This window comes from Bacillus sp. FSL K6-1012 (assembly GCF_037964915.1).
Lineage (GTDB): Bacteria > Bacillota > Bacilli > Bacillales > Bacillaceae > Bacillus > Bacillus halotolerans.
Genome location: NZ_CP150175.1, coordinates 1,642,627 through 1,669,062 on the forward strand (window position 1 = coordinate 1,642,627; position 26,436 = coordinate 1,669,062).

At 45.3% G+C, this 26,436-nt stretch carries 26 protein-coding genes, 1 riboswitch and 1 other annotated feature; all 26 genes read left to right on the top strand.

The window, feature by feature from the left end; translation table 11 throughout:
* Window positions 1–169: 169 nt before the first annotated feature.
* The 26 genes from spoIIGA to pyrE all read left to right on the top strand — a co-directional run bounded on the left by spoIIGA (window position 170) and on the right by pyrE (window position 26,381).
* Window positions 170–1,099 carry a sigma-E processing peptidase SpoIIGA gene (spoIIGA, locus tag NSS75_RS08555; protein WP_339237594.1) on the top strand — a complete coding sequence of 310 codons (930 nt, stop codon included), beginning with the start codon at window positions 170–172 and terminating at the stop codon, window positions 1,097–1,099.
* A 62-nt stretch (window positions 1,100–1,161) separates the two neighbouring features.
* The gene (gene sigE / locus NSS75_RS08560; RefSeq protein ID WP_095713796.1) at window positions 1,162–1,881 is read left to right on the top strand and encodes an RNA polymerase sporulation sigma factor SigE; all 720 of its coding nucleotides are present in this window, start codon (window positions 1,162–1,164) and stop codon (window positions 1,879–1,881) included.
* A gap of 139 nt (window positions 1,882–2,020) precedes the next feature.
* Window positions 2,021–2,803: an RNA polymerase sporulation sigma factor SigG gene (gene sigG / locus NSS75_RS08565; protein ID WP_010334169.1), complete on the top strand. Its 783-nt coding sequence runs from the start codon at window positions 2,021–2,023 to the stop codon at window positions 2,801–2,803.
* Window positions 2,804–2,959: 156 nt separating this feature from the next.
* Complete coding sequence (locus NSS75_RS08570) at window positions 2,960–3,754, top strand: ABC transporter ATP-binding protein (protein ID WP_101861188.1); 795 nt, start codon at window positions 2,960–2,962, stop codon at window positions 3,752–3,754.
* A gap of 8 nt (window positions 3,755–3,762) precedes the next feature.
* Window positions 3,763–3,865: riboswitch (TPP riboswitch) on the top strand.
* 91 nt (window positions 3,866–3,956) lie between these two features.
* Complete coding sequence (locus tag NSS75_RS08575; protein WP_339236993.1) at window positions 3,957–5,237, top strand: acetylornithine deacetylase; 1,281 nt, start codon at window positions 3,957–3,959, stop codon at window positions 5,235–5,237.
* Window positions 5,238–5,319: 82 nt separating this feature from the next.
* Window positions 5,320–5,565, top strand: a complete 246-nt coding sequence (locus NSS75_RS08580; RefSeq protein WP_010334173.1) for a YlmC/YmxH family sporulation protein — start codon at window positions 5,320–5,322, stop codon at window positions 5,563–5,565.
* 161 nt (window positions 5,566–5,726) lie between these two features.
* Window positions 5,727–6,563, top strand: coding sequence for a peptidoglycan editing factor PgeF (gene pgeF, locus NSS75_RS08585; RefSeq protein ID WP_095713799.1), 837 nt, complete (start codon window positions 5,727–5,729; stop codon window positions 6,561–6,563).
* A 6-nt stretch (window positions 6,564–6,569) separates the two neighbouring features.
* On the top strand, window positions 6,570–7,262 hold the full coding sequence (locus NSS75_RS08590; RefSeq protein WP_024121332.1) for a YggS family pyridoxal phosphate-dependent enzyme: 693 nt from the start codon (window positions 6,570–6,572) through the stop codon (window positions 7,260–7,262).
* Entirely contained in the window at window positions 7,259–7,711 is a 453-nt protein-coding gene (sepF, locus tag NSS75_RS08595) for a cell division protein SepF (RefSeq protein WP_024121333.1), read from the top strand. The genes NSS75_RS08590 and sepF overlap by 4 nt, the downstream gene beginning before the upstream one ends.
* A gap of 6 nt (window positions 7,712–7,717) precedes the next feature.
* Window positions 7,718–7,990, top strand: coding sequence for a YggT family protein (locus NSS75_RS08600; protein ID WP_003221463.1), 273 nt, complete (start codon window positions 7,718–7,720; stop codon window positions 7,988–7,990).
* Between the two features lie 61 nt (window positions 7,991–8,051).
* The gene (locus NSS75_RS08605; protein WP_095713801.1) at window positions 8,052–8,825 is read left to right on the top strand and encodes an RNA-binding protein; all 774 of its coding nucleotides are present in this window, start codon (window positions 8,052–8,054) and stop codon (window positions 8,823–8,825) included.
* A gap of 94 nt (window positions 8,826–8,919) precedes the next feature.
* Window positions 8,920–9,414, top strand: a complete 495-nt coding sequence (gene divIVA, locus NSS75_RS08610; protein ID WP_010334179.1) for a septum site-determining protein DivIVA — start codon at window positions 8,920–8,922, stop codon at window positions 9,412–9,414.
* Between the two features lie 62 nt (window positions 9,415–9,476).
* Window positions 9,477–9,704 (top strand) — a binding site (T-box leader).
* A 51-nt stretch (window positions 9,705–9,755) separates the two neighbouring features.
* Window positions 9,756–12,521, top strand: coding sequence for an isoleucine--tRNA ligase (gene ileS / locus NSS75_RS08615; RefSeq protein ID WP_103671520.1), 2,766 nt, complete (start codon window positions 9,756–9,758; stop codon window positions 12,519–12,521).
* Between the two features lie 144 nt (window positions 12,522–12,665).
* Window positions 12,666–13,040: a sporulation-related RNA polymerase-binding protein YlyA gene (gene ylyA / locus NSS75_RS08620; RefSeq protein ID WP_024121336.1), complete on the top strand. Its 375-nt coding sequence runs from the start codon at window positions 12,666–12,668 to the stop codon at window positions 13,038–13,040.
* Window positions 13,041–13,150: 110 nt separating this feature from the next.
* The gene (gene lspA / locus NSS75_RS08625; RefSeq protein WP_010334181.1) at window positions 13,151–13,615 is read left to right on the top strand and encodes a signal peptidase II; all 465 of its coding nucleotides are present in this window, start codon (window positions 13,151–13,153) and stop codon (window positions 13,613–13,615) included.
* A 1-nt stretch (window position 13,616) separates the two neighbouring features.
* On the top strand, window positions 13,617–14,528 hold the full coding sequence (locus NSS75_RS08630; protein ID WP_024121337.1) for an RluA family pseudouridine synthase: 912 nt from the start codon (window positions 13,617–13,619) through the stop codon (window positions 14,526–14,528).
* A gap of 183 nt (window positions 14,529–14,711) precedes the next feature.
* Entirely contained in the window at window positions 14,712–15,257 is a 546-nt protein-coding gene (gene pyrR / locus NSS75_RS08635; RefSeq protein ID WP_024121338.1) for a bifunctional pyrimidine operon transcriptional regulator/uracil phosphoribosyltransferase, read from the top strand.
* Between the two features lie 175 nt (window positions 15,258–15,432).
* Window positions 15,433–16,740 carry a uracil permease PyrP gene (pyrP, locus tag NSS75_RS08640; RefSeq protein ID WP_024121339.1) on the top strand — a complete coding sequence of 436 codons (1,308 nt, stop codon included), beginning with the start codon at window positions 15,433–15,435 and terminating at the stop codon, window positions 16,738–16,740.
* Between the two features lie 146 nt (window positions 16,741–16,886).
* Complete coding sequence (locus NSS75_RS08645) at window positions 16,887–17,801, top strand: aspartate carbamoyltransferase catalytic subunit (RefSeq protein ID WP_339237001.1); 915 nt, start codon at window positions 16,887–16,889, stop codon at window positions 17,799–17,801.
* On the top strand, window positions 17,785–19,071 hold the full coding sequence (locus NSS75_RS08650; protein ID WP_101861193.1) for a dihydroorotase: 1,287 nt from the start codon (window positions 17,785–17,787) through the stop codon (window positions 19,069–19,071). Before NSS75_RS08645 ends, NSS75_RS08650 begins: the two co-directional genes overlap by 17 nt.
* Window positions 19,068–20,162 carry a carbamoyl phosphate synthase small subunit gene (locus NSS75_RS08655; RefSeq protein ID WP_339237004.1) on the top strand — a complete coding sequence of 365 codons (1,095 nt, stop codon included), beginning with the start codon at window positions 19,068–19,070 and terminating at the stop codon, window positions 20,160–20,162. Before NSS75_RS08650 ends, NSS75_RS08655 begins: the two co-directional genes overlap by 4 nt.
* Complete coding sequence (gene carB, locus NSS75_RS08660; RefSeq protein WP_216394495.1) at window positions 20,147–23,362, top strand: carbamoyl-phosphate synthase (glutamine-hydrolyzing) large subunit; 3,216 nt, start codon at window positions 20,147–20,149, stop codon at window positions 23,360–23,362. The genes NSS75_RS08655 and carB overlap by 16 nt, the downstream gene beginning before the upstream one ends.
* Window positions 23,359–24,129 carry a dihydroorotate oxidase B electron transfer subunit gene (gene pyrK / locus NSS75_RS08665; protein WP_216394494.1) on the top strand — a complete coding sequence of 257 codons (771 nt, stop codon included), beginning with the start codon at window positions 23,359–23,361 and terminating at the stop codon, window positions 24,127–24,129. The genes carB and pyrK overlap by 4 nt, the downstream gene beginning before the upstream one ends.
* A complete protein-coding gene (locus NSS75_RS08670; protein WP_024121344.1) occupies window positions 24,129–25,064 on the top strand; it encodes a dihydroorotate dehydrogenase in 936 nt (311 codons plus the stop codon). Before pyrK ends, NSS75_RS08670 begins: the two co-directional genes overlap by 1 nt.
* On the top strand, window positions 25,033–25,752 hold the full coding sequence (gene pyrF, locus NSS75_RS08675; RefSeq protein ID WP_339237007.1) for an orotidine-5'-phosphate decarboxylase: 720 nt from the start codon (window positions 25,033–25,035) through the stop codon (window positions 25,750–25,752). Before NSS75_RS08670 ends, pyrF begins: the two co-directional genes overlap by 32 nt.
* Entirely contained in the window at window positions 25,749–26,381 is a 633-nt protein-coding gene (pyrE, locus tag NSS75_RS08680) for an orotate phosphoribosyltransferase (protein WP_301282528.1), read from the top strand. The genes pyrF and pyrE overlap by 4 nt, the downstream gene beginning before the upstream one ends.
* Window positions 26,382–26,436: the final 55 nt, after the last annotated feature.

Consider the following 26,436-nt stretch of genomic DNA (forward strand, 5'->3'; position numbering starts at 1 on the left):
AGCTTTTTTTCTATATACTCTTATTTATTCCCTCGACAAATTAAGCAGTTATCCCTGAAAAATTGTATGGGCCTCTCAACATTAATTGACAGACTTTCCCACAGAGCTTGCTTTATACTTATGAAACAAGAAGGGGAACAGCGTGATGCAAGAAAGAAAGGGGTCAGGTGTGAAAATCTATTTAGATGTCATTTGGCTGTTAAACTTTTGTTTTGACGCACTGTTGCTTTTACTGACGGCTTTTATTTTGAAACGCCATGTGAAAAAAAGAAGATTGATAGGCGGCGCGTTTATCGGGTCAAGTATTGTCCTTTTGATGTTTACTCCTTTCTCGCCGATCGTTGAGAACCTGGCCGGAAAGCTCGCTTTTTCGGTTGTCATTGTGCTCGTGACATTCGGTTTTAAGCGGTTTCGCTATTTCTTTCAAAATTTGTTTTCCTTTTATTTTGCTACTTTTCTAATGGGAGGGGGAATAATCGGAGCACATTCATTGCTGCAGTCAAACTCTATTGTCAGAAACGGTGTCATGATCACCAATCAAACCGGATTTGGCGACCCGATCAGCTGGATGTTTATCGTGGCTGGCTTTCCCGCATTATGGTTTTTTTCCAAGAGAAGAATCGAAGATATTGAAACAAAAAACATTCAATATGAGGAACGAGTCAGGGTACAGGCGGACCTGGGCGGCCAAACACTGCACGCAAGAGGCCTGGTGGATTCCGGCAACCAGCTGTATGATCCGCTCACAAAAACGCCGGTCATGATTCTTCACATTGATAAGCTTGAACCGATTTTCGGAGAGGCTGAAACGATGATTATCCGAAATGCAGACCCGATGGAAGCGATTGAACAGCTTGATGATTCGTTTCGTTTTTTAGATAAAATGAGGCTGATCCCATATCGGGGAGTAGGCCAGCAGCATCAATTTTTATTATGTATCAAACCGGATCATGTAACGATTATGACAAAAGATGAAATGATTTCCGCGGATAAATGCTTAATCGGCATCAGCACGTCAAAGCTGTCGGCAGATGGAGATTTTGACGCGATTATTCATCCGAAAATGCTGTCCGGAAAGGCCATTAAGCACGTATCCTAATGTTCGCAAATGTCCGCTACTTATCATACTCATAAGACGTGACATTTAGAAGGGAGAGGAAGATGAAAAAACTTAAATTGCGGTTGACGCACCTCTGGTATAAGCTGCTGATGAAAGTGGGCTTAAAAAGCGATGAAGTGTATTACATAGGCGGGAGTGAAGCTTTGCCGCCGCCATTATCAAAAGACGAGGAGCAGGTTCTATTAATGAAGCTCCCAAGCGGCGACCAGGCGGCCCGCGCTATTTTGATCGAACGCAACCTGCGGCTTGTCGTCTATATCGCACGGAAATTTGAAAACACGGGAATTAATATTGAAGATTTAATCAGCATCGGCACCATTGGATTAATCAAAGCTGTGAATACCTTCAATCCGGAAAAGAAAATCAAGCTGGCTACATATGCCTCTCGCTGTATCGAGAATGAAATCCTGATGTATTTAAGGAGAAACAACAAAATCCGTTCAGAAGTTTCTTTTGATGAACCGCTTAATATTGATTGGGACGGCAATGAGCTTCTGCTTTCTGATGTGCTGGGCACGGATGACGACATCATCACAAAGGACATTGAAGCAAATGTGGATAAAAAGCTTCTAAAAAAAGCGCTCGAACAGTTAAATGAGAGGGAGAAACAAATCATGGAACTGCGTTTTGGGCTCGTCGGCGAAGAGGAAAAGACCCAAAAGGATGTTGCGGATATGATGGGGATTTCCCAATCCTATATTTCCCGTCTGGAAAAAAGAATCATTAAAAGATTGCGAAAAGAATTCAACAAAATGGTGTAAAAAATTTTTGCGGCTTAATCCCTTGATTCTACAAGGATTTCCCAATTATGACTATTTTTCGGTTTGAGTGCAGTGCATATTTTTCCCACCCGAGGAGATACTTAACGTTGTACAGCAGCTCCTGTAGGGAGGGAAAAAAGTGTCGAGAAATAAAGTCGAAATCTGCGGGGTGGATACCTCCAAATTACCCGTACTCAAGAATGAAGAGATGAGAAAGCTGTTTAGGCAATTGCAGGACGAAGGTGATGATTCAGCCAGAGAAAAGCTTGTTAACGGGAACTTGCGTCTTGTCTTAAGTGTCATTCAAAGATTTAATAACAGAGGGGAGTATGTTGATGACTTATTTCAAGTCGGCTGTATCGGACTAATGAAATCCATTGATAATTTTGATCTAAGCCACAATGTTAAGTTTTCAACATACGCTGTACCTATGATTATCGGAGAAATCCGCAGGTATTTGCGCGATAATAACCCGATACGTGTCTCGAGATCACTCAGGGATATCGCATATAAGGCACTTCAGGTAAGAGAGCGGTTAATCAGTGAGACAAGCAAGGAGCCGACGGCAGAGGATATCGCCAAAGTTCTTGAAGTACCGCACGAAGAAATCGTGTTCGCACTCGACGCCATTCAAGATCCGGTATCTCTTTTTGAACCGATCTACAATGACGGCGGAGATCCGATTTATGTCATGGATCAAATCAGTGATGAACGCAACAAAGATACACAATGGATTGAAGAGCTGGCTTTGAAAGAGGGCATGAGAAGACTGAACGAGAGGGAAAAAATGATTTTAAGAAAACGGTTCTTCCAAGGAAAAACGCAAATGGAAGTAGCTGAAGAAATCGGCATTTCCCAGGCACAGGTGTCCAGACTGGAAAAGGCAGCAATCAAACAAATGAATAAGAATATTCATCAATAGCATGCACGCCGAAAGCCTTTAAAACAATTTCTGTTTTAAAGGCTTTTCTATTTGGAAACGAGCGGTTTACGTTTTCGAAAAAGTAAGGTATCCTAGTCCGTACACAGTTTTGTGAAAATTAAAATAATTCTTTGGCTTGGAAAGAGGAGGACCACAATGATTTTGCAGCTTGACAATGTCTCACTAAAACGGAATGGAAAATGGATACTAAAGAATATTCATTGGAAAGTAGAAGAAAAGGAGAATTGGGTGCTTTACGGATTAAACGGAGCTGGGAAGACCGCGCTGTTAAATATGTTATGCTCTTACTATTTTCCGACAGCAGGCGAGATGCAGGTGCTTGGTCATGTATTCGGAAAAACGGAGCTGGGAGATAAACTCAGACGAAAAATCGGCCTTGTCTCAGCGGGTCTTCAGCAAAAATTGTATCCGGCAGATTCAGCTTTTGAAATTGCTCTGAGCGGGGCATATGCTTCGATTGGCTTGTATGAAACACCAAGTGCGGAAATCAGAGAAAAAGCGATTGCCCTGCTCGAGGACTTAGGAGCCATTGATTATGCCGACCGCCGCTACGAAACTCTTTCTCAAGGAGAGAAACAAAGAGCTTTAATCGCAAGAGCGCTAATGGCTGATCCGGAGCTGCTTATACTGGACGAACCAGTTACAGGACTTGATTTTATTGCCCGGGAAAAACTGTTAGATACGATTACGCACATTGCAAGCAGGGAAAATGCGCCGTCTATTCTTTATGTTACGCATCATGCGGAAGAAATTTTGCCGATTTTTGATAAAGCCCTCTTGTTAAAAAAGGGAGAAGTCTTTAGGTCAGGACAAATGAAAGACATGCTGACAGACGAATCACTTTCTTCTTTTTTTGATACGCCGATCCGTGTATTATGGAATCAGGATCGCCCGTTTTTAACAAGAGCTGAGCCGGTAACAAATGCATAACAACATACGATTCATCCTGGGGGTGCTTTCGAAGCTGAGAGAGACGCTGGTCTCAACCCTTATTGACCTGATCTGGATCATACCAGCGGAGGGAAGCGGTGAAAAAAAGCGGAGAATGCAGCAGCTTGCACTCTGCTTTCTTTATTAAGCCGTTTCATGAATATGAAACGGCTTTTTTCTATTAAAAATAGGAGCGGATAACATGATTGATCAAGTAGAATCTTTACTGAAAAATGCGGAAGAACAAAAGGACGAGCTCATTGAGCTTGCGAAAACGCTGATTTCTTTTAAAACACCGGCGCCGCCTGCGAGAAATACAGACAGCATCCAAACATGGATTGCACAGTTTTTGCTTGAACGGGGATTTTCTATCGACAAATGGGACGTTTATCCAGGAGATCCCAATGTTGTGGGTGTTTTAAAAGGAACAAATTCAGCCGCCTATCAAAGTTTAATCATCAATGGGCATGTCGATGTGGCAGAGGTAAAAGAGGGCGAGGAATGGGCGTATGACCCATTTTGTCCCAGTGAGAAAAACGGTTTCTTAATCGGCCGGGGCGCTTCAGATATGAAAGGCGGAATGGCCTGTGTGCTGTTTGCTTTAAAGCTGATTCGTGAAGCGGGCGTTGAGCTCCCGGGCGATTTGATTCTGCAATCGGTCATCGGGGAGGAAGTCGGAGAGGCCGGCACGCTTGAATGCTGCAAAAAGGGCTATCACGCAGACTTTGCAGTTGTGGCGGATACGAGCGATATGCATATTCAAGGTCAAGGCGGAGTGATTACAGGCTGGATCGAAATGAAAAGCAGTCAAACGTTTCACGATGGAACAAGACGGAATATGATCCACGCTGGCGGAGGAACCTTCGGGGCGAGCGCAATCGAAAAAATGGCAAAAATCATTTCTGGACTCGGTGAGCTGGAGCGACATTGGGCCATTATGAAAAGCTATCCTGGCTTTACCCCCGGTACAAACACAATTAATCCCGCTGTTATAGAAGGAGGCAGACATGCGGCCTTTATAGCGGATGAGTGCCGATTATGGATTACCGTCCATTTTTATCCCAATGAAACGCATGAAGAAGTGGCTGCTGAAATAGAAGATTACATCAACAGGCTGAGTGACAGTGATATTTGGCTGAGGGAAAACCGTCCTGTCTTCAAATGGGGAGGCTCTTCAATGATTGAAGAAAGAGGAGAAATTTTTCCGGCCTTGGAAGTTGATCCGGCTCATCCCGGCGTTTTAGCCCTTACGGCGTCACACGAGGAGATCAAACGGGAACGCCCGGTCATTGACGTATCTCAAACCGTAACCGATGGTGGATGGCTTTATCATGCCGGTATTCCAAGCGTAATATACGGACCGGGCGATTTATATAATGCTCATGCCGTTAATGAAGAGGTATCGATTGAGCAGCTCGTAGATTATACGAAAATCATGCTCACGTTCATCATAAGATGGTGCAGCCGCAAAAAAGAACAATGATCATGAAAATTTCTCCTTGCTGACAAGGTTCAGCCCGCCCGTTCATATACTAGAAAAAAGGACCGAAAAAGGACGTGATGGGATGATCAGCATTTCAGAATTTCAAGTAAAGGATGTCGTCAATGTCTCTAACGGAAAAAAATTAGGGAGCATCGGTGATATTGATATCAATGTCACCACAGGAAAAATTCAGGCGATTATACTAGGGGGAAATGGAAAAGTTCTTGGTTTTTTTGGAAAAGAAGAGGAAATGGTCATTCCTTGGCGAAATATAGTTAAAATCGGAGAAGATGTCATTTTAGTCCGATTAAGTGAATCCCACGCTTAACCTGCTTTTTTGCTGCTGATTGTCAAATTCCGGAAGTCTGAACTCTTCCGGCACATTTCATTTATGAAATATGTAAATCGGCGCTAAACGAATGCAGAAAGATGTGGTAAAATAAGTGGGAAATTACGCCTTATAAATGTTTGTCGAAAGGTTGGATCATCATGAATACATATCACCCATTCAGTCTCACCACCCCCTCGACACTCATGATACAAGACTGGAAACAAACGAATCAAAACGATGCAGAAGTCATTGCCGGATTTACTACGAAAAACGGCGGTGTCAGTCAAAAACCTTTTGAGTCGTTAAATACAGGATTGCACGTTCATGACAAAGATGCAGATGTGGTTAAAAATCGTGAATATATAGCCGATATGTTTAATATTGATTTGCAGTCTTGGGTATTTGCTGACCAGACACACGACAATCGCGTCCAAAAAGTGACGCAGAGGGATAGGGGAAAAGGCGCCCGTGAGTATCACTCAGCTTTTAAAGCAACAGACGGGCTCTATACAAATGATAAAAATGTATTTTTGGCATTATGCTTTGCTGATTGTGTGCCCCTATTCTTTTTCGATCCGGTGAAATCGCTTGTCGGGATCGCTCATGCCGGATGGAAAGGCACGGTCAAACAGATTGGCAGAGAAATGGTGAAGCAATGGACCGAACAGGAGGGCTCGAAGCTTTCTGATATATACGCTGTTGTCGGACCGTCTATCTGCGGTGCGTGCTATACGGTAGATGACCGTGTGATGAATGCTGTCCGCGCATTGCCGTTTTCAGCAGATCGCGCCGTGAATCAGACGGGGCAGGGGCAGTATCAGCTTGACCTGAAAGAGCTGAACCGACTCATACTGATTGACAGCGGTTTGGCAAATGAGCAGATTTCTGTCAGCGGTTTATGTACGGAAAGTGAGCCGTCACTTTTCTTTTCCCATCGGCGAGATCAGGGGAAAACAGGACGGATGATGTCCTTTATCGGAATGAAGGAGGCATAAAAGATCTTGCGTGTTGTTGATCATTTACGACATATAAACGAACGAATAAACGAAGCATGTAACAGATCGGGCCGCAGATCCGATGAAGTTACGGTTATTGCAGTCACAAAATATGTGTCGCCTGAAAGAGCACAGGAGGCGGTCGATGCGGGCATCACGTGCCTCGGAGAGAACCGGGACGCCGAACTGCTTCGCAAACAGGAAATCATTAAAGGAAATCCGGAATGGCATTTTATCGGCAGCCTTCAATCAAGAAAAGTAAAAGCTGTCGTCAATTCTGTTTCCTATATTCATTCCCTGGACCGGCTTTCATTAGCGAAAGAAATTGAAAAACGGGCAGAAGGTGCTGTCCAATGCTTTGTGCAGGTCAATACCTCGCTTGAGCCCTCTAAACACGGCATGAATAAAGAAGAAGTGATACCATTCATACAGGAGCTTTCCGGCTTTGACAACATTGTTGTGGCCGGACTGATGACAATGGCTCCACTGACTGATGACCAAGATGAGATTAGAAGCTGTTTCCGAACGCTTAGAGAACTTCGTGATCAGGTTCAAGAGCTGAAACAGCCGAACGCTCCATGTACAGAACTGTCGATGGGCATGTCAAATGATTTTGAAATCGCGATTGAAGAAGGGGCTACTTATATTAGAATCGGCTCATCGTTAGTCGGAAATGAAACAGGGGGTGTACAGCAATGAGTATGAAAAATAAACTGAAAAACTTTTTCTCAATGGATGAAGAAGAATACGAATACGAATATATTGAAACTGAGCGGGATTCTCATGAAGAACAGGAACAAAAAGAAAAACCTGCTTATAATGCTGGTAAACCAGCAGCCAAACAGAATGTAGTAAGCTTGCAAAGTGTTCAGAAATCCTCTAAAGTGGTGTTGAGTGAGCCGCGCGTTTATGCGGAGGCGCAGGAAATAGCCGACCATCTGAAGAACAGGCGGGCAGTTGTCGTCAATCTTCAGCGGATACAGCATGACCAGGCGAAACGGATTGTTGACTTTTTAAGCGGCACCGTTTATGCCATTGGCGGCGATATCCAAAGAATCGGTTCAGATATTTTCCTATGCACGCCTGACAACGTAGATGTTTCAGGCACAATTTCTGAGCTCATATCTGAAGACGATCAGAGGTGGTAAAGCGAGATGATCCTTTATCAAGTTTTTTCGGTTTTAAGCTTATTAATTACAATATACTCATTTGCCCTGATCATATATATTTTTATGTCATGGGTGCCGAGTACGAGGGAAACAGCAGTCGGACGGTTTTTAGCGTCGATCTGTGAACCATATCTCGAGCCATTCAGAAAAATCATCCCTCCAATTGCAATGCTGGATATCTCGCCAATCGTGGCCATTCTGGTGCTGCGGTTTGCAACAACCGGCTTGTGGGGGCTTTATCGCATGATTGCGTTTTAAGGTGACAGTTTGATAGGGGGCTTGGCAGCAGCCAAGCCTCTTTACATAGAAGGGAAAGACGATGAGCGATATTTATCAGCACTTCAGAAAAGAAGAGCGTGCCTTTATCGATCAGGCGCTCGAATGGAAAAGAATTGTCCAGGAGCAGTACCGGATGAAGCTGACCGACTTTTTAGATCCCCGGGAGCAGGTCATTCTCGCTGCGGTCACGGGACAGGCAGATGTAGGACTGGCTTTTTCCGGCGGCTATGACAGAGCGGAGCGAAAACGGGCCATTTTATATCCTGAGTACATTACGCCGGAAGAATCGGATTTTGAGCTTCAGGCGTTTGACGTTCGCTATGCTGAAAAATTTGTGACGGTTGATCACCGGTCTCTCCTTGGTTCGTTAATGGGAATCGGTCTGAAGCGGCAAAAGTTTGGCGATTTAGTGTTTTCAGAGACGGCGGTGCAAATCATTGTCTCAGCTGATACAGCCGATTTTGTTGCGGCTCAGCTTACCCAAGCCGGAAAAGCTGCAGTCAAGCTTGAGAAAATTGACTTGTCAGACCTTGAAATTCCTGCACGAGATGTCGAAATAAGAGATGACACCGTTTCTTCTTTAAGGCTTGACGCGGTCTGCGCCTCTATGAGCAGGCAATCACGCCAGAAATCACAAACGCTGGTGAAAAACGGTCTCGTAAAAGTGAACTGGAAGGTTGTTGAAGACCCTTCTTACCAGGTTGCTGAAGGGGATATGCTCTCTATCAGGGGCTTTGGCCGCTGCAGCCTGACAAAAATCGAAGGGAAAACCAAAAAAGACAAGTGGAGAGTCACGTTTGAACGACAAAAATAGTCGGTTTTTCAGTTTTTTTCTCCATCTGTGCGAAATTTGTTTTATAATGTGAACTAGATAACCGTACTGAAATGTAAAAAATGGAGGTGGCATCATGCCATTAACGCCGAATGATATTCACAACAAGACGTTTACAAAAAGTTTTCGCGGATATGATGAAGACGAGGTAAATGAATTTCTGAGTCAAGTCAGAAAAGATTACGAAATTGTTCTCCGTAAAAAAACAGAGCTTGAAGCGAAAGTCAATGAGCTCGATGAAAGAATCGGACACTTTGCCAACATTGAAGAAACGCTGAATAAATCCATTCTGGTTGCCCAAGAAGCAGCTGAGGACGTAAAGCGCAATTCTCAAAAGGAAGCAAAGCTGATTGTTCGGGAAGCGGAGAAAAACGCTGATCGCATCATCAACGAATCTTTATCGAAATCAAGAAAAATCGCAATGGAAATCGAAGAGCTGAAAAAACAGTCTAAAGTGTTCAGAACACGTTTCCAAATGCTGATTGAAGCGCAGCTTGATCTTCTGAAAAATGATGATTGGGATCATTTGCTTGAGTATGAAGTCGACGCTGTGTTTGAGGAAAAGGAATAAATTCTCTGATTACCTTGACATTTTCTTAGCTTGTCGAATATAATACGTTCATAAATTCAGATGAAAAGACGGTTGAAAGGGACAGTCATGTTTCCATCATGCCTTCATAGCGACCCGGAGATGGTGAAAGTCCGGGATGGCCGGAATCATGTAGATCAGCCCTTAAGTTTCCTTTCTGAACTCACAGTAGGTTAGGACGTTCATCACGTTACGATGCTCGAGAGGAAAAAGCGTAAGCCTGGCTTTTTCTAAAAGGGTGGTACCGCGAGATAAGCTTTCTCGTCCCTTATGGGATGAGAGGGCTTTTTTTATTTTCTGAAAAAATTGGTGGAGGAATGAAAATGGATTACAAAGATACGCTCTTAATGCCGAAAACAGATTTTCCGATGCGAGGCAACTTGCCAAACCGTGAGCCTGACATGCAAAAGAAATGGGAGGAGCAGGATATCTACAGTCTAGTACAGGAACGGACGAAAGACCGCCCTAAATTTGTTTTACATGACGGACCTCCGTACGCAAACGGCGATATCCACATGGGCCACGCGCTTAACAAAATTTTAAAGGACTTCATCGTCCGCTACAAATCAATGAGCGGGTACAACGCACCGTATGTACCGGGCTGGGATACACACGGGTTGCCGATTGAAACAGCTCTTACAAAAAACAAAAAAGTGAACCGCAAAGAAATGTCAGTAGCTGAATTCCGCAAGCTATGCGAAGAATATGCATGGAAGCAAATTGAGGGTCAGCGTGAGCAATTCAAGCGTCTTGGAGTCCGCGGCGACTGGGAAAATCCATATGTGACACTGAAACCGGAATATGAAGCGCAGCAAATCCGCGTTTTCGGTGAAATGGCAAAACGAGGCTATATTTATAAAGGCCTTAAACCGGTTAACTGGTCACCTTCAAGTGAGTCTGCTTTAGCCGAAGCGGAAATCGAATATCAAGACAAACGCTCAGCATCTATTTACGTTGCTTTTGGCGTAAAAGACGGAAAAGGCGTGCTTGAAAATGGCGAGCGCATCATCATTTGGACAACAACGCCTTGGACGATTCCTGCAAACCTCGGCATTTCAGTTCATCCTGATCTGGAATACAGCGTGATTGCAGTCGGTGATAATCGCTTTGTTGTAGCAAGTGCACTGGTTGAAGCTGTAGCTTCTGCATGCGGCTTTGAGCAGTATGAAGTGACAAGAACGATCAAAGGGAAAGATCTCGAAAATATTATCGCTGAACATCCGCTATACGGCAGAGATTCACTCGTTATGCTTGGCGATCACGTGACAACTGACGCCGGAACAGGCTGTGTTCATACAGCACCGGGACATGGGGAAGATGACTTTATCATTGGCCAAAAATACGGCTTAGACGTCCTTTGTCCGGTTGATGAAAAAGGTGTGATGACAAGCGAAGCTCCTGGCTTTGAAGGTATGTTCTATGATGATGCAAACAAAGTGATCACACAGCAGCTCGAAGAAAAAGGCGCGCTCGTGAAGCTTGAATTCATTACACACTCCTATCCGCACGATTGGAGAACAAAGAAACCAACCATTTTCAGAGCAACTGCGCAATGGTTTGCGTCTATTAAAGATTTCAGATCAGACCTGCTGGATGCCATTAAAGAAACCAAATGGGTTCCTGAATGGGGCGAGCAGCGTTTGCACAACATGGTTCGTGACCGCGGAGACTGGTGTATTTCCAGACAGCGTGCATGGGGTGTGCCGATTCCGGTATTTTATGCTGAAAACGGCGAGCCAATCATCACAGATGAAACGATTGAGCACGTTTCAGAATTGTTTAGAAAACATGGCTCAAACATTTGGTTTGAAAAAGAAGCGAAGGATCTTCTTCCGGAAGGCTTTACGCATCCTGGAAGCCCGAACGGCACTTTTACAAAAGAACAGGACATCATGGATGTTTGGTTTGATTCTGGTTCTTCCCACCAAGCGGTGCTTGAAGAACGCGAGGATCTCGTTCGGCCGGCTGATTTATACCTTGAAGGCTCTGACCAATACCGGGGCTGGTTTAACTCATCTCTATCAACAGCAGTAGCCGTAACAGGAAAAGCGCCATATAAAGGTGTGCTCAGCCATGGGTTTGCACTGGATGGAGAAGGACGCAAAATGAGTAAATCCATCGGTAACGTCGTCGTTCCAGCAAAAGTCATGAAACAGCTTGGCGCCGACATTTTGAGATTATGGGTGTCTTCTGTTGACTACCAGGCGGATGTTCGCGTGTCTGATGCGATTCTGAAGCAGGTTGCTGAAGTATACCGTAAAATCCGCAACACGTTCCGTTTCCTTCACGGCAACCTGTTCGATTTTGATCCAAAAACAAATGCGGTGGCTGTTGAAGATCTTCGTGAAGTTGATCAGTACATGCTGGTTAAGCTAAACAAACTGATTGATAAAGTGAAAAAAGCGTACGACGAGTACGAGTTTGCGGTTGTGTATCACAGCATCCATAATTTCTGTACAATTGAATTAAGCTCATTCTATCTGGATTTCGCTAAGGATATTGTATACATTGAGCACGCGGATCATCCGGATAGACGCAGCATGCAGACTGTATTCTATGAAACGCTGCTTGCGTTAGTGAAGCTTACAGCACCGATTCTGCCTCATACCGCTGACGAATTATGGTCTCACTTAACATTCGTTGACGAGCAGAGCGTTCAGCTGACAGACATGCCGGAAACGATTGCGGTTCCAAACAGCGAAGCGACAGAAGATAAGTTTGACCGTTTTATGTCTCTTCGTGATGATGTGCTAAAAGCGTTAGAAACAGCGCGAAATGAAAAAATCATCGGTAAATCATTGGAAGCAAGCCTGAAATTGTATCCGAATAAAGAAAACAAAGAGCTATTAGCTTCTATTAAAGAAAATCTTTCTCAGCTGTTTATTGTTTCTGAATTAACCATCAGCGAAGAAAATGAAGCGCCAAACGATGCGCAAAGCTTTGAGACAGGGAAAATCGCTGTCGAGAAAGCTGAAGGCGAAATGTGTGAGAGATCCCGTGTGATTTCTAAAGATGTAGGTGCGAACCCGAAATATCCTACATTGTCACTGCGCAACGCTGAAATCGTTGAAAAGTATTATCAGAACTAATGAAAAGAGCCCGGCGCAAAAGCCGGGCCTTTTTTTGTGCCAAGAGTGACATCGTTTAGAATGGCAGGAAAAATCTTATGGGCTTTAGATCATCATTCACAGGTAACAATATAGGTATTACGTTAAGAGCAGGAGTTGTGATGAATGAATGATCAACTGACCGCAATTTATACGGAACTTCTTCTGATGAAAGAAGAATTACAGTCGAGATTATTTGAGTATTCTTGCTTTCAGGTTTCAACAAGCCCGCAAGCAGCAATCAATCATAAACAAAAAGCAACTCTGATCTATCATATTAAAGAAGAGCTTCAAGACGTTCTTCTCGCATTGTCGAAAATTGAGGACGGCACATTCGGATACTGTGAAGAAACTGGAGCTCCCATTCCTCTTTCAAAGCTGGCTGTGCTGCCGACAGCGCGAACAGCAAATGATTTTCTGTATTCAGTCCAATTTGAAAAAAAAACACTTCCTCTGTGGAAATCAACTGATATTGAATATGATCAGGCGCTGTATGAATAACAGCGCCTCTCCGATTAAGTCTGTATAGAGGCTGATATTTCTTTACTCCAGTGCTTTTTATTGATAAAATGCATAATGGACTAAAGTAACCGTATAATGGAGGAACGTTTGTGCTGTATTACGTTATCGCACTACTTATTATCGCAGCTGATCAACTGACAAAATGGCTTGTCGTCAAGAACATGGAACTTGGACAAAGCATACCGATCATTGATCAGGTATTCTATATCACCTCCCATCGCAATACGGGTGCGGCGTGGGGGATATTAGCCGGTCAGATGTGGTTTTTCTACCTCATCACAACTGCAGTCATTATTGGTATTGTTTATTACATACAGCGTTATACGAAAGGGCAAAAGCTTCTTGGTGTTTCCCTTGGACTCATGCTTGGCGGCGCCATCGGCAATTTTATCGATCGGGCTGTCAGACAGGAAGTGGTGGATTTTATCCATGTCATTATCGTCAATTACAATTACCCGATTTTTAATATCGCGGACTCTTCATTATGTGTCGGCGTAATGCTTTTATTTATACAAATGCTGTTGGACAGCGGGAAAAAGAAGAAGGAGCAATAGCATGAATCAATTTGACATAACCGCTTCAGAAGAACAAAAAAGTGAGCGGATTGATAAATTTCTGGCATCGACTGAAAATGGTTGGTCGAGAACCCAGGTGCAGCTATGGGTGAAGGACGGACAAGTTGTCGTGAACGGAAGCCCTGTAAAATCGAATTATAAAATTCAGCCGGGGGATCAGGTGACTGTCACTGTGCCTGAGCCTGAAGCGCTCGACGTGCTGGCAGAACCTATGGATCTGGATATTTACTATGAAGATCAGGATGTGCTGGTCGTCAATAAACCTCGCGGAATGGTTGTGCACCCAGCTCCCGGGCATCTTACGGGTACACTTGTAAACGGCCTTATGGCTCATTGTACGGACCTATCCGGAATAAATGGCGTGATGCGTCCGGGGATCGTACACAGAATCGATAAGGACACGTCTGGCTTATTAATGGTGGCGAAGAATGATATGGCGCACGAGTCACTTGTAAACCAATTGGTCAACAAAACGGTTACGCGGAAATATACGGCAGTTGTCCATGGGCTTATTTCTCACGATGATGGTACAATTGATGCGCCGATCGGGCGGGATAAGAAAGATCGGCAAAGCATGACTGTAACACGTGATGGAAAAAACGCCGTCACTCATTTTCATGTTCTTGACCGCTTCCAGGAATTTACGCTTGTGGAATGCCAGCTTGAAACAGGAAGAACGCACCAAATCCGTGTGCATATGAAGTATATCGGATTCCCGTTAGCAGGAGATCCGAAATACGGGCCGAGAAAAACGATCGATTTTAACGGACAGGCGCTTCATGCCGGAATTTTAGGTTTTCAGCATCCGCGCACTGACGAATATATCGAATTTGAGGCACCGCTTCCTGATGATATGTCTGCTTTAATCGAAAATCTGAGAAAAACCCGTTGACAGGGCATCTCTTTTCTGAAATAATAAACGAAGCTGAATAGATTCTTTAAAACAGTCCAGAGAGGCTGAGAAGGATAACGGATTGACGGGATACGTGTATATGCACGCATCTTGTCCTAAAACCCCTCTCTGCCAATGGCAAGAGGGGTTTTTTCTTCTAAATGAACTGTGAGGTGTCACATAATGAATCAAAAAGCTGTCATTCTCGACGAACAGGCAATCAGACGTGCGCTGACCAGAATTGCTCACGAAATGATTGAACGCAATAAAGGGATGAACAACTGCATCCTTGTCGGTATCAAGACAAGAGGTATTTACTTGGCAAAACGCCTCGCCGAACGGATAGAACAGATTGAAGGGAATCCTGTAACGGTTGGAGAAATTGATATCACCCTTTACAGAGACGATCTATCCAAAAAAACGAGCAATGAAGAACCGCTCGTGAAAGGTGCAGATATACCGGTAGACATCACAGATCAAAAAGTAATTGTCGTAGATGATGTTCTTTACACAGGAAGAACGGTCAGAGCCGCAATGGACGCCCTTGTCGATGTAGGCAGACCTTCCTCAATTCAACTGGCTGTGCTTGTTGACAGAGGACACAGAGAACTGCCGATCCGAGCAGATTACATCGGGAAAAACATCCCGACTTCAAAAGCTGAAAAGGTTATGGTTCAGCTTGATGAGGTTGACAAAAACGATCTCGTCGCCATTTATGAAAATGAATAATGTATCACCTTTTTAAACGCAATCCAGAGAGGTTGCAAAGAGGTGCACAGCGAAGCCCCGAAAGTATGCGGCCGGTCTTTGTATGCCTCTTTGCGTAAAAACAGCAAAGAGGTTTTTTTATACAGTTATTAAGTCATCCTAATATGAAAAGTCATCAATCAGGGGGAAAATCATCATGAGTAAGAAAAAAGTTAATTTAGGAGTCAGGGAAATCCCGAAACCTTTCTCTTGGGTTTCGTTCAGCCTGCAGCATTTATTTGCGATGTTTGGCTCAACGATTTTGGTTCCGAAGCTGGTCGGAATGAGTCCTGCTGTTGCATTGGTGACGAGCGGTATCGGAACACTTGCTTACCTTCTGATCACGAAAGGACAAATACCAGCGTATCTCGGTTCATCCTTTGCCTTTATTTCTCCGATCATCTTGGTAAAAGCGACCGGCGGACCCGGAGCGGCAATGGTTGGTGCGTTTCTGGCAGGGCTTGTGTACGGGCTGATTGCCTTGCTGATCAGACAGCTCGGAACAGGCTGGCTGATGAAGCTTCTCCCGCCTGTCGTCGTAGGTCCGGTTATTATCGTCATTGGACTGGGTCTGGCCGGCACAGCGGTAAATATGGCCATGTATGCTGATCCGAATGCCAGTGAGCTGGTTTACAGCTTAAAACATTTCAGTGTTGCAGGTGTCACTTTAGCGATCACGATCATTTGCGCGATTTTCTTGCGGGGCTTCTTAAGCTTAATCCCGGTCTTGATCGGAATCATCGGCGGATACTTGTTTGCCTTGACTCAAGGAATTGTCAACTTCCAGCCGGTCCTTGACGCGAAATGGTTTGCAGTCCCTGAATTTATCATCCCGTTTAAAGATTATACGCCGTCAGTGACACTTGGCATCGCCGCAGCAATGGTCCCTGTCGCATTTGTTACCATGTCAGAGCATATCGGCCACCAGATGGTGCTGAGCAAAGTTGTAGGACAAGACTTCATTAAAAAACCGGGTCTCCATCGCTCGATAATGGGCGACAGCGCGGCCACAATCCTTGCTTCCTTGATTGGCGGCCCGCCTACAACAACTTATGGAGAAAACATTGGCGTACTGGCCATTACGAGAGTGTTCAGCGTCTTTGTTATCGGAGGCGCGGCAGTGATTGCCCTTTGTTTCGGCTTCATCGGCAAAATATCTGCGCTTATCAGTTCAGTCCCGTCAGCGGTTATGGGAGGCGTTTCCTTCCTGCTGTTCGGCATCATCGCTTCAAGCGGTTTGAGAATGCTGATTGACAACAAAATTGATTATGAAAATAACAGAAACCTCATCATCACATCAGTCATCCTTGTAATCGGCGTAGGCGGCGCTTTTATTCAGGTGTCTGAAGGAGGATTCCAAGTGTCAGGCATGGCGCTTGCGGCAATTGTAGGTGTCATCTTAAACCTGATTCTTCCGCAAGCGAAGGAAGAGCAGGCAGACACATCCGAACAACATCATATTTAAACCTTTTAATGAAAGTCCAGAGAGGCTTGGAAGGGTTATAAAGAGAAGAAAGCTTCACGCTGCTCCTCTATTTAACCGTACCCCGAGTCTATCCAAGACCGGGGTTTTTTCAGCCTTAAACAAGTTGAAATGAGAGGAGAAAGAAAATGAAGCATTTAACGACGATGAGTGAACTCAGCACTGGGGAAATCAAAGATTTGCTTCAAACTGCCCAAGACCTTAAAAACGGAAAAACAGACCATCAGCTGACAGGTAAATTTGCAGCGAATCTGTTTTTTGAACCAAGCACGAGAACACGATTCAGCTTTGAGGTAGCTGAAAAGAAACTGGGCATGAATGTCCTGAATCTTGACGGAACAAGCACCAGCGTACAAAAAGGCGAAACCTTATATGACACAATTCGAACGCTCGAATCAATCGGTGTTGACGCGTGTGTCATCAGACACAGTGAGGATGAGTACTACAAAGAGCTTGTCGGACATGTAAAAATCCCGATTCTGAATGCGGGAGACGGGTGCGGCCAGCACCCAACACAATCATTGCTTGATTTAATGACAATCAATGAAGAATTCAATACGTTCAAAGGCCTTACCGTCTCCATTCACGGCGACATTAAGCACAGCAGAGTCGCGAGGTCTAATGCTGAAGTGTTGACAAGACTCGGTGCCCGCGTTCTGTTTTCCGGTCCGCCGGAATGGCAGGATGAAGAAAATACGTTTGGCGCGTATGTCTCAATAGATGAAGCAGTAGAGACTTCGGATGTTGTCATGCTGCTGCGTATTCAAAATGAAAGACATCAGTCAGCTGTCAGCCAGGAAGGCTATTTAAATGAATTCGGCTTGACTGCAGAACGGGCTGAACGTATGAAGCAGCATGCGATTATTATGCACCCGGCGCCTGTGAACAGAGGAGTGGAGATTGATCACAGCTTAGTAGAAAATGAAAAATCAAGAATCTTCAAACAAATGCAAAATGGCGTATTTATCAGAATGGCAGTGTTACAGCGAGCCTTACAAACCAATGCGAAAAGAGGAGAAGCAGCGTATGTCATATCTCATTAAAAACGGCTGGATACTTAACGAAAATGGTGAAAAAACAGAACAGGATATTCGGGTGACAGGAGAGGTCATCTCAGAAATCGGCAAGCTTGATGCAGCAGATGGAGAAACGGTGATTGACGCGAAAGGATTGCTCGTGTCACCGGGCTTTGTTGACCTCCATGTACACTTTAGAGAGCCTGGCGGAGAGAAAAAAGAAACCATTGAAACCGGCGCAAAAGCGGCGGCGCGCGGCGGTTATACAACAGTAGCAGCAATGCCGAATACACGGCCGGTTCCTGATACGAAGGAGCAGATGGAATGGGTGCAAAACCGCATTAAAGAAACATCATGCGTCAGAGTCCTTCCTTATGCATCTATTACGATCAGACAAATTGGCGATGAGATGACAAACTTTGAAGCATTAAAAGAAGCTGGGGCATTTGCATTTACAGATGACGGCGTCGGTATACAGACAGCAGGAATGATGTATGAAGCAATGAAACGCGCAGCCGCGATTGACAAAGCGATTGTCGCACATTGCGAGGATAACTCCTTAATTTACGGAGGCAGCGTCCATGAGGGGACGTTTTCAAAAGCGAACGGGCTTAACGGCATTCCTTCTGTGTGTGAATCGGTTCATATTGCCCGTGACGTGTTACTGGCTGAGGCGGCAAACTGCCATTACCATGTATGCCATATCAGCACGAAAGAATCTGTGAGAGTCGTGCGTGATGCGAAAAAAGCGGGAATTCGGGTCACAGCAGAAGTTTCACCTCACCATTTACTGCTTTGTGATGAAGACATTCCCGGGCTCGACACAAACTATAAAATGAACCCGCCGCTGCGCGGTGCGGAGGATAGAGAAGCGCTGATTGAAGGACTTTTAGACGGAACGATCGACTTTATAGCAACCGACCACGCGCCGCATACAGAAGAAGAGAAAAACACAGAAATGAAGCTGGCGCCGTTCGGAATTGTCGGTTTGGAAACAGCGTTCCCGCTTCTTTACACACATTTTGTTAAAAACGGCAGCTGGACGCTGAAACAGCTGATTGATTATATGACAATCAAGCCTTGCGAAGCGTTTGGTCTCCCATATGGAACACTGAAAACGGGACAAGCAGCTGACATCACGTTAATCGACCTGGAAAGAGAAGCAGTTATAGACAAAGAAACATTCTTATCTAAAGGTAAAAACACACCATTTAACGGCCTTAACTGCAGCGGCTGGCCAGTCGCTACAATTGCAGCAGGAACGCTTGCTTATGAAGAAGGGAGACTTGTGAAATGAAAAGACGATTAGTACTGGAAAACGGAGCGGTATTTGAGGGAAAAGCCTTCGGGAGCTTGGAGCACAGCATGGGAGAAGTCGTTTTCAATACCGGTATGACTGGTTATCAGGAAATTTTGTCAGACCCTTCTTATTGCGGGCAGATCGTTACGTTAACATATCCGCTTATCGGAAATTACGGGATTAACCGTGATGACTTTGAATCCATTACGCCTTTTGTTAAAGGATTGGTTGTAAAAGAATTATGTGAACTGCCTTCCAACTGGCGTTCAGCTTACACATTGGATGAGTATTTAAAAATGAAAAACATTCCTGGACTGCAAGGAATTGATACGAGAAAGCTGACGAGAATGATCCGCACGGCCGGCGCGCTAAAAGGAACGTTTGCCTCACCTGATGAAGATATCGAAGCAGTACTGAAAAGACTGAACGAAACTGAACTGCCGAGAAATCAAGTATCCCAAGTGTCAGCCAAAACAGCATATCCTAGTCCGGGAAGAGGCAAACGCATTGTCTTGGTGGACTTTGGCATGAAGCACGGTATTTTAAGAGAGCTGAACAAACGGAAATGTGACGTCATTGTTGTGCCTTACAATGTAACAGCAGAAGAAGTCCTTCAGCTGAAGCCAGACGGCATCATGCTTTCTAACGGACCTGGCGACCCGAAAGATGTGCCTGAAGCAATTGAAATGATAAAAGGTGTTCTTGGAAAAGTGCCATTATTCGGAATTTGTCTCGGCCACCAGTTATTTGCGCTGGCGTGCGGAGCCGATACTGAAAAAATGAAATTCGGTCACAGGGGCTCTAACCATCCGGTAAAAGAGCTTGCAACCGGAAAAGTTGCCTTAACATCCCAAAACCATGGATATACAGTTTCATCTATAAATGAAACAGAGCTTGAAGTCACACACATCGCGATAAACGACGATACGATTGAAGGGCTGAAACACAAAACACTGCCGGCATTTACGGTTCAATATCATCCGGAAGCATCACCCGGTCCTGAGGACGCTAATCATCTATTTGACAGATTTATCGAAATGATCGAAACAACAGAGAAAGAAGGGGAAGCGATATGCCAAAACGCGTAGACATTAACAAAATTTTAGTAATTGGGTCAGGACCAATTATCATCGGTCAGGCAGCTGAATTTGATTATGCGGGAACTCAAGCCTGCCTTGCATTAAAAGAAGAAGGCTATGAGGTTATTCTTGTCAACTCAAACCCGGCGACGATCATGACCGATACAGAAATGGCTGACCGGGTTTACATCGAACCGCTGACATCTGAATTTCTGACACGGATCATCAGAAAAGAGCGTCCTGACGCCATTCTTCCTACACTCGGCGGGCAAACAGGCTTGAATCTTGCGGTTGAGCTTTCTGAGCAAGGTGTGCTGGAGGAGTGCGGCGTTGAGGTGCTCGGCACAAAGCTGTCTGCAATCCAGCAAGCTGAGGACCGTGACTTGTTCAGAACATTAATGAATGAGCTGAATGAACCTGTTCCTGAAAGTGAGATCATTCACTCGCTAGAAGAAGCCGAGAATTTCGTCAGCCAAATCGGATTTCCTGTCATTGTCCGCCCTGCATATACATTAGGCGGCACAGGCGGAGGGATTTGCTCCACTGAAGCCGAGCTGAAAGAAATTGTTGAAAACGGATTAAAATTAAGCCCGGTTCACCAATGTTTGCTTGAAAAAAGCATTGCCGGCTACAAAGAAATCGAATACGAAGTCATGAGAGACAGCCAAGATCATGCGATTGTCGTTTGTAATATGGAGAACATTGATCCGGTCGGAATCCATACAGGAGACAGTATTGTCGTCGCACCGAGCCAAACGCTCAGCGACCGGGAATATCAGCTCCTGCGGAATGTATCTTTAAAACTGATCCGTGCGCTTGGAATTGAAGGCGGATGTAACGTACAGCTCGCTTTAGATCCAGACAGCTTCCAATACTACATCATTGAAGTGAACCCGCGTGTCAGTCGTTCATCTGCCCTTGCATCAAAAGCGACAGGCTATCCGATCGCAAAGCTCGCAGCTAAAATCGCCGTCGGCCTTTCATTAGACGAGATGATGAATCCGGTGACAGGTAAGACATACGCAGCGTTTGAACCAGCGCTGGACTATGTCGTATCTAAAATACCGCGCTGGCCATTTGATAAGTTTGAATCAGCAAACAGAAGGCTCGGCACTCAGATGAAAGCGACGGGAGAGGTAATGGCGATTGGCCGCACGCTTGAAGAATCGCTGCTGAAAGCTGTGCGTTCACTGGAAGCTGATGTGTATCATCTTGAATTAAAAGATGCCGCTGATATTTCAGATGAGCTTCTCGAGAAGCGGATTAAAAAAGCCGGAGACGAGCGTTTATTCTACCTGGCTGAAGCGTACAGAAGGGGCTACACAGTTGAGCAGCTTCATGAATTCTCTGCCATCGACCTCTTTTTCCTGCATAAGCTGTTCGGAATCGTTCAGTTTGAAAAAGAGCTGAAAGCAAATGCGGGCGATACAGATGTGCTGAGACAGGCAAAAGAACTCGGATTTTCTGATAAGTACATCAGCCGCGAGTGGAAAATGAAAGAATCTGAGCTTTACAGCATGAGAATACAAGCGGGAATCGCACCGGTATTTAAAATGGTGGATACGTGCGCGGCGGAATTCGAATCAGAAACGCCATACTTCTACAGCACATATGAAGAAGAAAATGAATCTGTTGTTACAGATAAGAAAAGCGTGATCGTACTTGGCTCCGGCCCGATTCGAATCGGCCAAGGGGTTGAATTTGACTACGCTACGGTTCACTCCGTGTGGGCAATTAAACAAGCAGGCTATGAGGCAATTATCGTCAATAATAACCCGGAAACCGTGTCGACCGATTTCAGTATCTCAGACAAGCTGTACTTTGAACCGCTTACGATCGAAGATGTCATGCATATCATTGACCTCGAACAGCCGATGGGCGTTGTCGTGCAATTTGGCGGACAAACTGCAATCAACCTTGCTGACGAACTTTCTGCACGCGGAGTCAAAATCCTTGGAACGTCATTAGAAGATTTAGACCGTGCGGAAGACCGGGATAAGTTTGAACAGGCGCTGGAAGAACTTCAAGTGCCGCAGCCGCTTGGCAAAACTGCGACATCGGTTGATCAGGCGGTAAACATCGCAAGCAACATCGGCTATCCGGTACTGGTGCGCCCTTCATATGTGCTTGGCGGACGGGCGATGGAAATTGTCTATCATGAGGAAGAGCTGCTCCATTACATGAAAAACGCAGTCAAAATCAATCCGCAGCATCCAGTCTTAATTGACAGATATCTGACTGGGAAAGAAATCGAAGTGGATGCGGTGTCTGACGGCGAAACCGTTGTCATTCCGGGAATCATGGAGCATATTGAGCGTGCGGGCGTGCACTCCGGAGACTCCATCGCGGTCTATCCGCCGCAGTCTCTGACGGAAGACATTAAGAAAAAAATTGAACAATATACAATCGCACTTGCGAAAGGGCTGAACATTGTCGGATTGCTCAACATTCAATTCGTCCTGTCACAAGGTGAGGTATACGTGCTTGAAGTCAATCCGAGATCAAGCAGAACGGTGCCGTTCTTAAGCAAGATCACGGGCATCCCGATGGCGAACCTCGCGACAAAAGTCATTCTGGGGCAAAAGCTGGCCGAGTTTGGCTACAATGAAGGCCTGCAGCCTGAACAGCAGGGCGTATTTGTAAAAGCGCCGGTCTTTTCCTTCGCGAAGCTGAGAAGAGTGGACATTACGTTAGGGCCTGAAATGAAATCAACAGGAGAGGTCATGGGCAAAGATTCAACCCTTGAAAAGGCCCTCTATAAAGCCCTGATAGCTTCAGGCATTCAAATCCCAAACTACGGTTCCGTGCTTTTAACAGTGGCTGATAAGGACAAAGAAGAAGGGCTTGCCATTGCTAAACGATTCCATGCGATCGGATATAACATTTTAGCGACCGAAGGAACGGCAGGGTATCTCAAGGAAGCGTCAATTCCAGCGAAGGTCGTCGGAAAAATCGGCCAGGACGGCCCGAACTTGCTTGATGTGATCAGAAACGGAGAAGCCCAGTTTGTCATCAATACGCTGACAAAAGGAAAGCAGCCGGCAAGAGACGGATTTAGAATCAGACGTGAATCAGTAGAAAACGGTGTTGCCTGCTTAACATCTTTAGATACGGCAGAAGCCATTTTGCGGGTGCTGGAAAGCATGACGTTCCGTGCAGATCAAATGCCGGCAATCAACACAAATCAGGAGGCGGCAATCACTATATGAAAAAAGCGTATTTGACGGTGTGTGCTAACCAGCAAATTGCAGACCGGGTGTATCAAATGGTTCTAAAAGGGGAGCTTGTCCAAGGGTTTACTGTCCCGGGACAGTTCCTTCACCTGAAAGTGAGCGAAGCGGTTACGCCTCTTTTGCGAAGACCAATCAGCATTGCTGATGTTAACTTTGAAAAAAATGAAGTCACCATGATTTATCGAGTAGATGGGGAAGGAACAAGACTCTTGTCGCTGAAGCAGAAGGGAGATCTCGTAGATGTCCTCGGGCCTTTGGGCAATGGCTTTCCAGTAGATGAAGTCCAACCCGGAAAGACGGCTTTGCTGGTAGGAGGCGGTGTAGGAGTCCCGCCTCTCCAAGAACTGTCGAAACGTTTAAAGGAAAAAGGCGTAAAGGTCATACACGTTTTAGGATTCCAATCGGCAAAGGATGTTTTTTACGAAAAAGAATGCCGACAGTACGGCGACACATATGTAGCAACAGCTGACGGAAGCTACGGGGAAACCGGGTTTGTCACAGGTGTCATCAAACAAAAAAATCTTGAATTTGACATTCTCCTCAGCTGTGGGCCGACACCGATGCTAAAGGCGCTCAAACAAGAATACGCCCACAAAGAGGTTTACATTTCCATGGAAGAACGAATGGGCTGCGGTATTGGTGCATGCTTCGCCTGTGTGTGCCATACAAACGAAAGTGAGACATCCTATGTAAAGGTATGTCTTGACGGACCTGTATTTAAAGCTCAGGAGGTGGCGCTGTAATGCTAGAGGTGAAATTGCCGGGTCTGGATTTGAAAAATCCGATCATTCCCGCATCAGGCTGCTTCGGTTTTGGAAAAGAGTTTGCGCGTTTTTATGATTTGTCTTGTCTCGGAGCAATCATGATCAAAGCTACGACAAAGGAGCCCCGCTTCGGGAATCCGACGCCTAGGGTAGCTGAGACTGGCGCTGGTATGCTCAATGCGATCGGTCTGCAAAATCCAGGGCTGGAAAGCGTCTTAGAAAATGAGCTGCCATGGCTTGAGCAATTTGATACGCCTATTATTGCCAATGTCGCCGGCTCACAGGTCGAGGATTATGTTGAAGTCGCAGAACTTATCAGCAAAGCGCCTAATGTCCATGCGCTTGAATTGAACATTTCCTGTCCGAACGTCAAAACAGGCGGAATTGCTTTTGGCACAAATCCTGCCATGGCTGCTGATTTGACGAAGGCTGTTAAAAAAGTGTCAGATGTGCCTGTATATGTGAAGCTTTCTCCGAATGTGGCAAACATCACAGAAATTGCGGTAGCGATTGAAGAAGCGGGTGCGGATGGTCTAACGATGATCAACACATTAATCGGCATGAGGCTCGATTTAAAATCAGGCAAGCCAATATTAGCCAATAAAACTGGAGGGCTTTCGGGTCCTGCTGTAAAGCCTGTTGCGATCCGCATGGTGTATGAGGTCAGCCAGGCTGTCAGCATTCCGGTTATCGGGATGGGAGGCGTTCAGACGGCCGAAGACGCATTGGAATTTCTTCTGGCTGGAGCAAGTGCGGTCGCTGTCGGAACAGCAAATTTCGTGAATCCTTTCGCATGCCCTGACATCATTGAGCAGCTCCCAGCTGTTTTACGCCAATACGGCTATGAATCTGTTGAAGAATGCATCGGAAGGAGCTGGAAGCATGAAAAACAACCTGCCCATCATCGCGCTTGATTTTGAATCAGCTGAAGAAACACTGTCATTTTTAGCGCCTTTTCACAAAGAACCGTTATTTGTGAAGGTTGGAATGGAGCTTTTTTATCAAGAAGGCCCGGCTATAATTGCACAATTAAAAGAAAGAAACTGTGAGGTCTTTTTAGATTTAAAGCTCCATGACATTCCGACCACGGTGAATAAAGCAATGAAGCGTCTCGCCTGCCTTGGAGTCGATCTCGTCAATGTTCACGCAGCCGGAGGCAAAAAAATGATGGAAGCAGCCTTGGAAGGCTTAGAGGAAGGCACGCCGGCAGGAAAACAACGTCCGTCACTTATTGCGGTAACCCAGCTGACAAGCACTTCTGAACAAATGGTGAAGGATGAGCTGCTGATCAGAAAGCCTCTCATCGACACGGTTGTACACTACAGCAAACTGGCGGAGAATAGCGGACTTGATGGAGTGGTGTGCTCTGTTCATGAAGCGAAAGCCATTTACGAAGCAGTGTCGCCGTCGTTTTTGACGGTGACCCCGGGTATCCGTATGTCAGCAGACACTGCGAATGATCAAGTCCGCGTTGCAACGCCTTCTATAGCAAGAGAAAAAGGGTCATCAGCAATTGTTGTGGGACGCTCTATTACAAAAGCTGCAAATCCGCTAAAAGCCTATGAAGCTGTCAAACTCGAATGGGAGGGAATCAAACAATGAAACAAATCATCGCAAAACATCTATTAGACATTCAAGCTGTATTTTTACGCCCGAATGAGCCGTTTACATGGGCGAGCGGCATATTATCGCCAATTTACTGTGACAATCGCCTTACCCTTTCTTTCCCAGAGGTAAGAAATGATGTTGCTGCAGGCATCAGCAAGCTTATCCAGGAGTATTTCCCGGAAGCTGAGATGATCGCAGGAACAGCGACAGCAGGTATCCCTCATGCGGCATTGGCGGCTGACCGTTTGAACCTGCCGATGTGTTATGTGAGAAGCAAACCGAAAGCACATGGAAAAGGCAATCAAATTGAGGGTGCAGTTCAAAAAGGCCAGAAAACAGTTGTCATAGAAGATTTAATTTCCACAGGGGGCAGCGTACTCGAAGCTGCAGCAGCTCTGAAAGCCGCTGGCTGTGAAGTGCTTGGTGTGGTATCAATCTTTACGTATGGACTTCCTAAAGCGAAGGAAGCGTTTGCTGAGGCTGGTCTTCCATACTACTCGTTAACTGATTATGACACACTGACAGAGGTTGCACTTGAGAATGGAAATATTCATTCAGATGACCTGAAAAAGCTGAAAACATGGAAAATGAATCCCGAGTCAAAAGATTGGTTTAAAAATTAAAAAATAAATTTCAGTATTGTGAAGGGCTTTAATGCCTTGTCACGATTGAAAACAG

Bases quoted from the DNA above. Each gene is read 5' to 3' on its own strand.
- pgeF (WP_095713799.1), top strand. From the start codon at position 5,727: ATGAATACATATCACCCATTCAGTCTCACCACCCCCTCGACACTCATG.
- NSS75_RS08605 (WP_095713801.1), top strand. From the start codon at position 8,052: ATGAGCGATATTTATCAGCACTTCAGAAAAGAAGAGCGTGCCTTTATC.
- NSS75_RS08580 (WP_010334173.1), top strand. From the start codon at position 5,320: ATGATCAGCATTTCAGAATTTCAAGTAAAGGATGTCGTCAATGTCTCT.
- NSS75_RS08655 (WP_339237004.1), top strand. From the start codon at position 19,068: ATGAAAAGACGATTAGTACTGGAAAACGGAGCGGTATTTGAGGGAAAA.
- NSS75_RS08570 (WP_101861188.1), top strand. From the start codon at position 2,960: ATGATTTTGCAGCTTGACAATGTCTCACTAAAACGGAATGGAAAATGG.
- NSS75_RS08670 (WP_024121344.1), top strand. From the start codon at position 24,129: ATGCTAGAGGTGAAATTGCCGGGTCTGGATTTGAAAAATCCGATCATT.
- NSS75_RS08600 (WP_003221463.1), top strand. From the start codon at position 7,718: ATGATCCTTTATCAAGTTTTTTCGGTTTTAAGCTTATTAATTACAATA.
- pyrP (WP_024121339.1), top strand. From the start codon at position 15,433: ATGAGTAAGAAAAAAGTTAATTTAGGAGTCAGGGAAATCCCGAAACCT.
- pyrF (WP_339237007.1), top strand. From the start codon at position 25,033: ATGAAAAACAACCTGCCCATCATCGCGCTTGATTTTGAATCAGCTGAA.
- NSS75_RS08645 (WP_339237001.1), top strand. From the start codon at position 16,887: ATGAAGCATTTAACGACGATGAGTGAACTCAGCACTGGGGAAATCAAA.
- carB (WP_216394495.1), top strand. From the start codon at position 20,147: ATGCCAAAACGCGTAGACATTAACAAAATTTTAGTAATTGGGTCAGGA.
- divIVA (WP_010334179.1), top strand. From the start codon at position 8,920: ATGCCATTAACGCCGAATGATATTCACAACAAGACGTTTACAAAAAGT.
- pyrK (WP_216394494.1), top strand. From the start codon at position 23,359: ATGAAAAAAGCGTATTTGACGGTGTGTGCTAACCAGCAAATTGCAGAC.
- pyrE (WP_301282528.1), top strand. From the start codon at position 25,749: ATGAAACAAATCATCGCAAAACATCTATTAGACATTCAAGCTGTATTT.
- sepF (WP_024121333.1), top strand. From the start codon at position 7,259: ATGAGTATGAAAAATAAACTGAAAAACTTTTTCTCAATGGATGAAGAA.
- NSS75_RS08630 (WP_024121337.1), top strand. From the start codon at position 13,617: ATGAATCAATTTGACATAACCGCTTCAGAAGAACAAAAAAGTGAGCGG.
- ylyA (WP_024121336.1), top strand. From the start codon at position 12,666: ATGAATGATCAACTGACCGCAATTTATACGGAACTTCTTCTGATGAAA.
- ileS (WP_103671520.1), top strand. From the start codon at position 9,756: ATGGATTACAAAGATACGCTCTTAATGCCGAAAACAGATTTTCCGATG.
- NSS75_RS08575 (WP_339236993.1), top strand. From the start codon at position 3,957: ATGATTGATCAAGTAGAATCTTTACTGAAAAATGCGGAAGAACAAAAG.
- NSS75_RS08650 (WP_101861193.1), top strand. From the start codon at position 17,785: ATGTCATATCTCATTAAAAACGGCTGGATACTTAACGAAAATGGTGAA.
- pyrR (WP_024121338.1), top strand. From the start codon at position 14,712: ATGAATCAAAAAGCTGTCATTCTCGACGAACAGGCAATCAGACGTGCG.
- sigE (WP_095713796.1), top strand. From the start codon at position 1,162: ATGAAAAAACTTAAATTGCGGTTGACGCACCTCTGGTATAAGCTGCTG.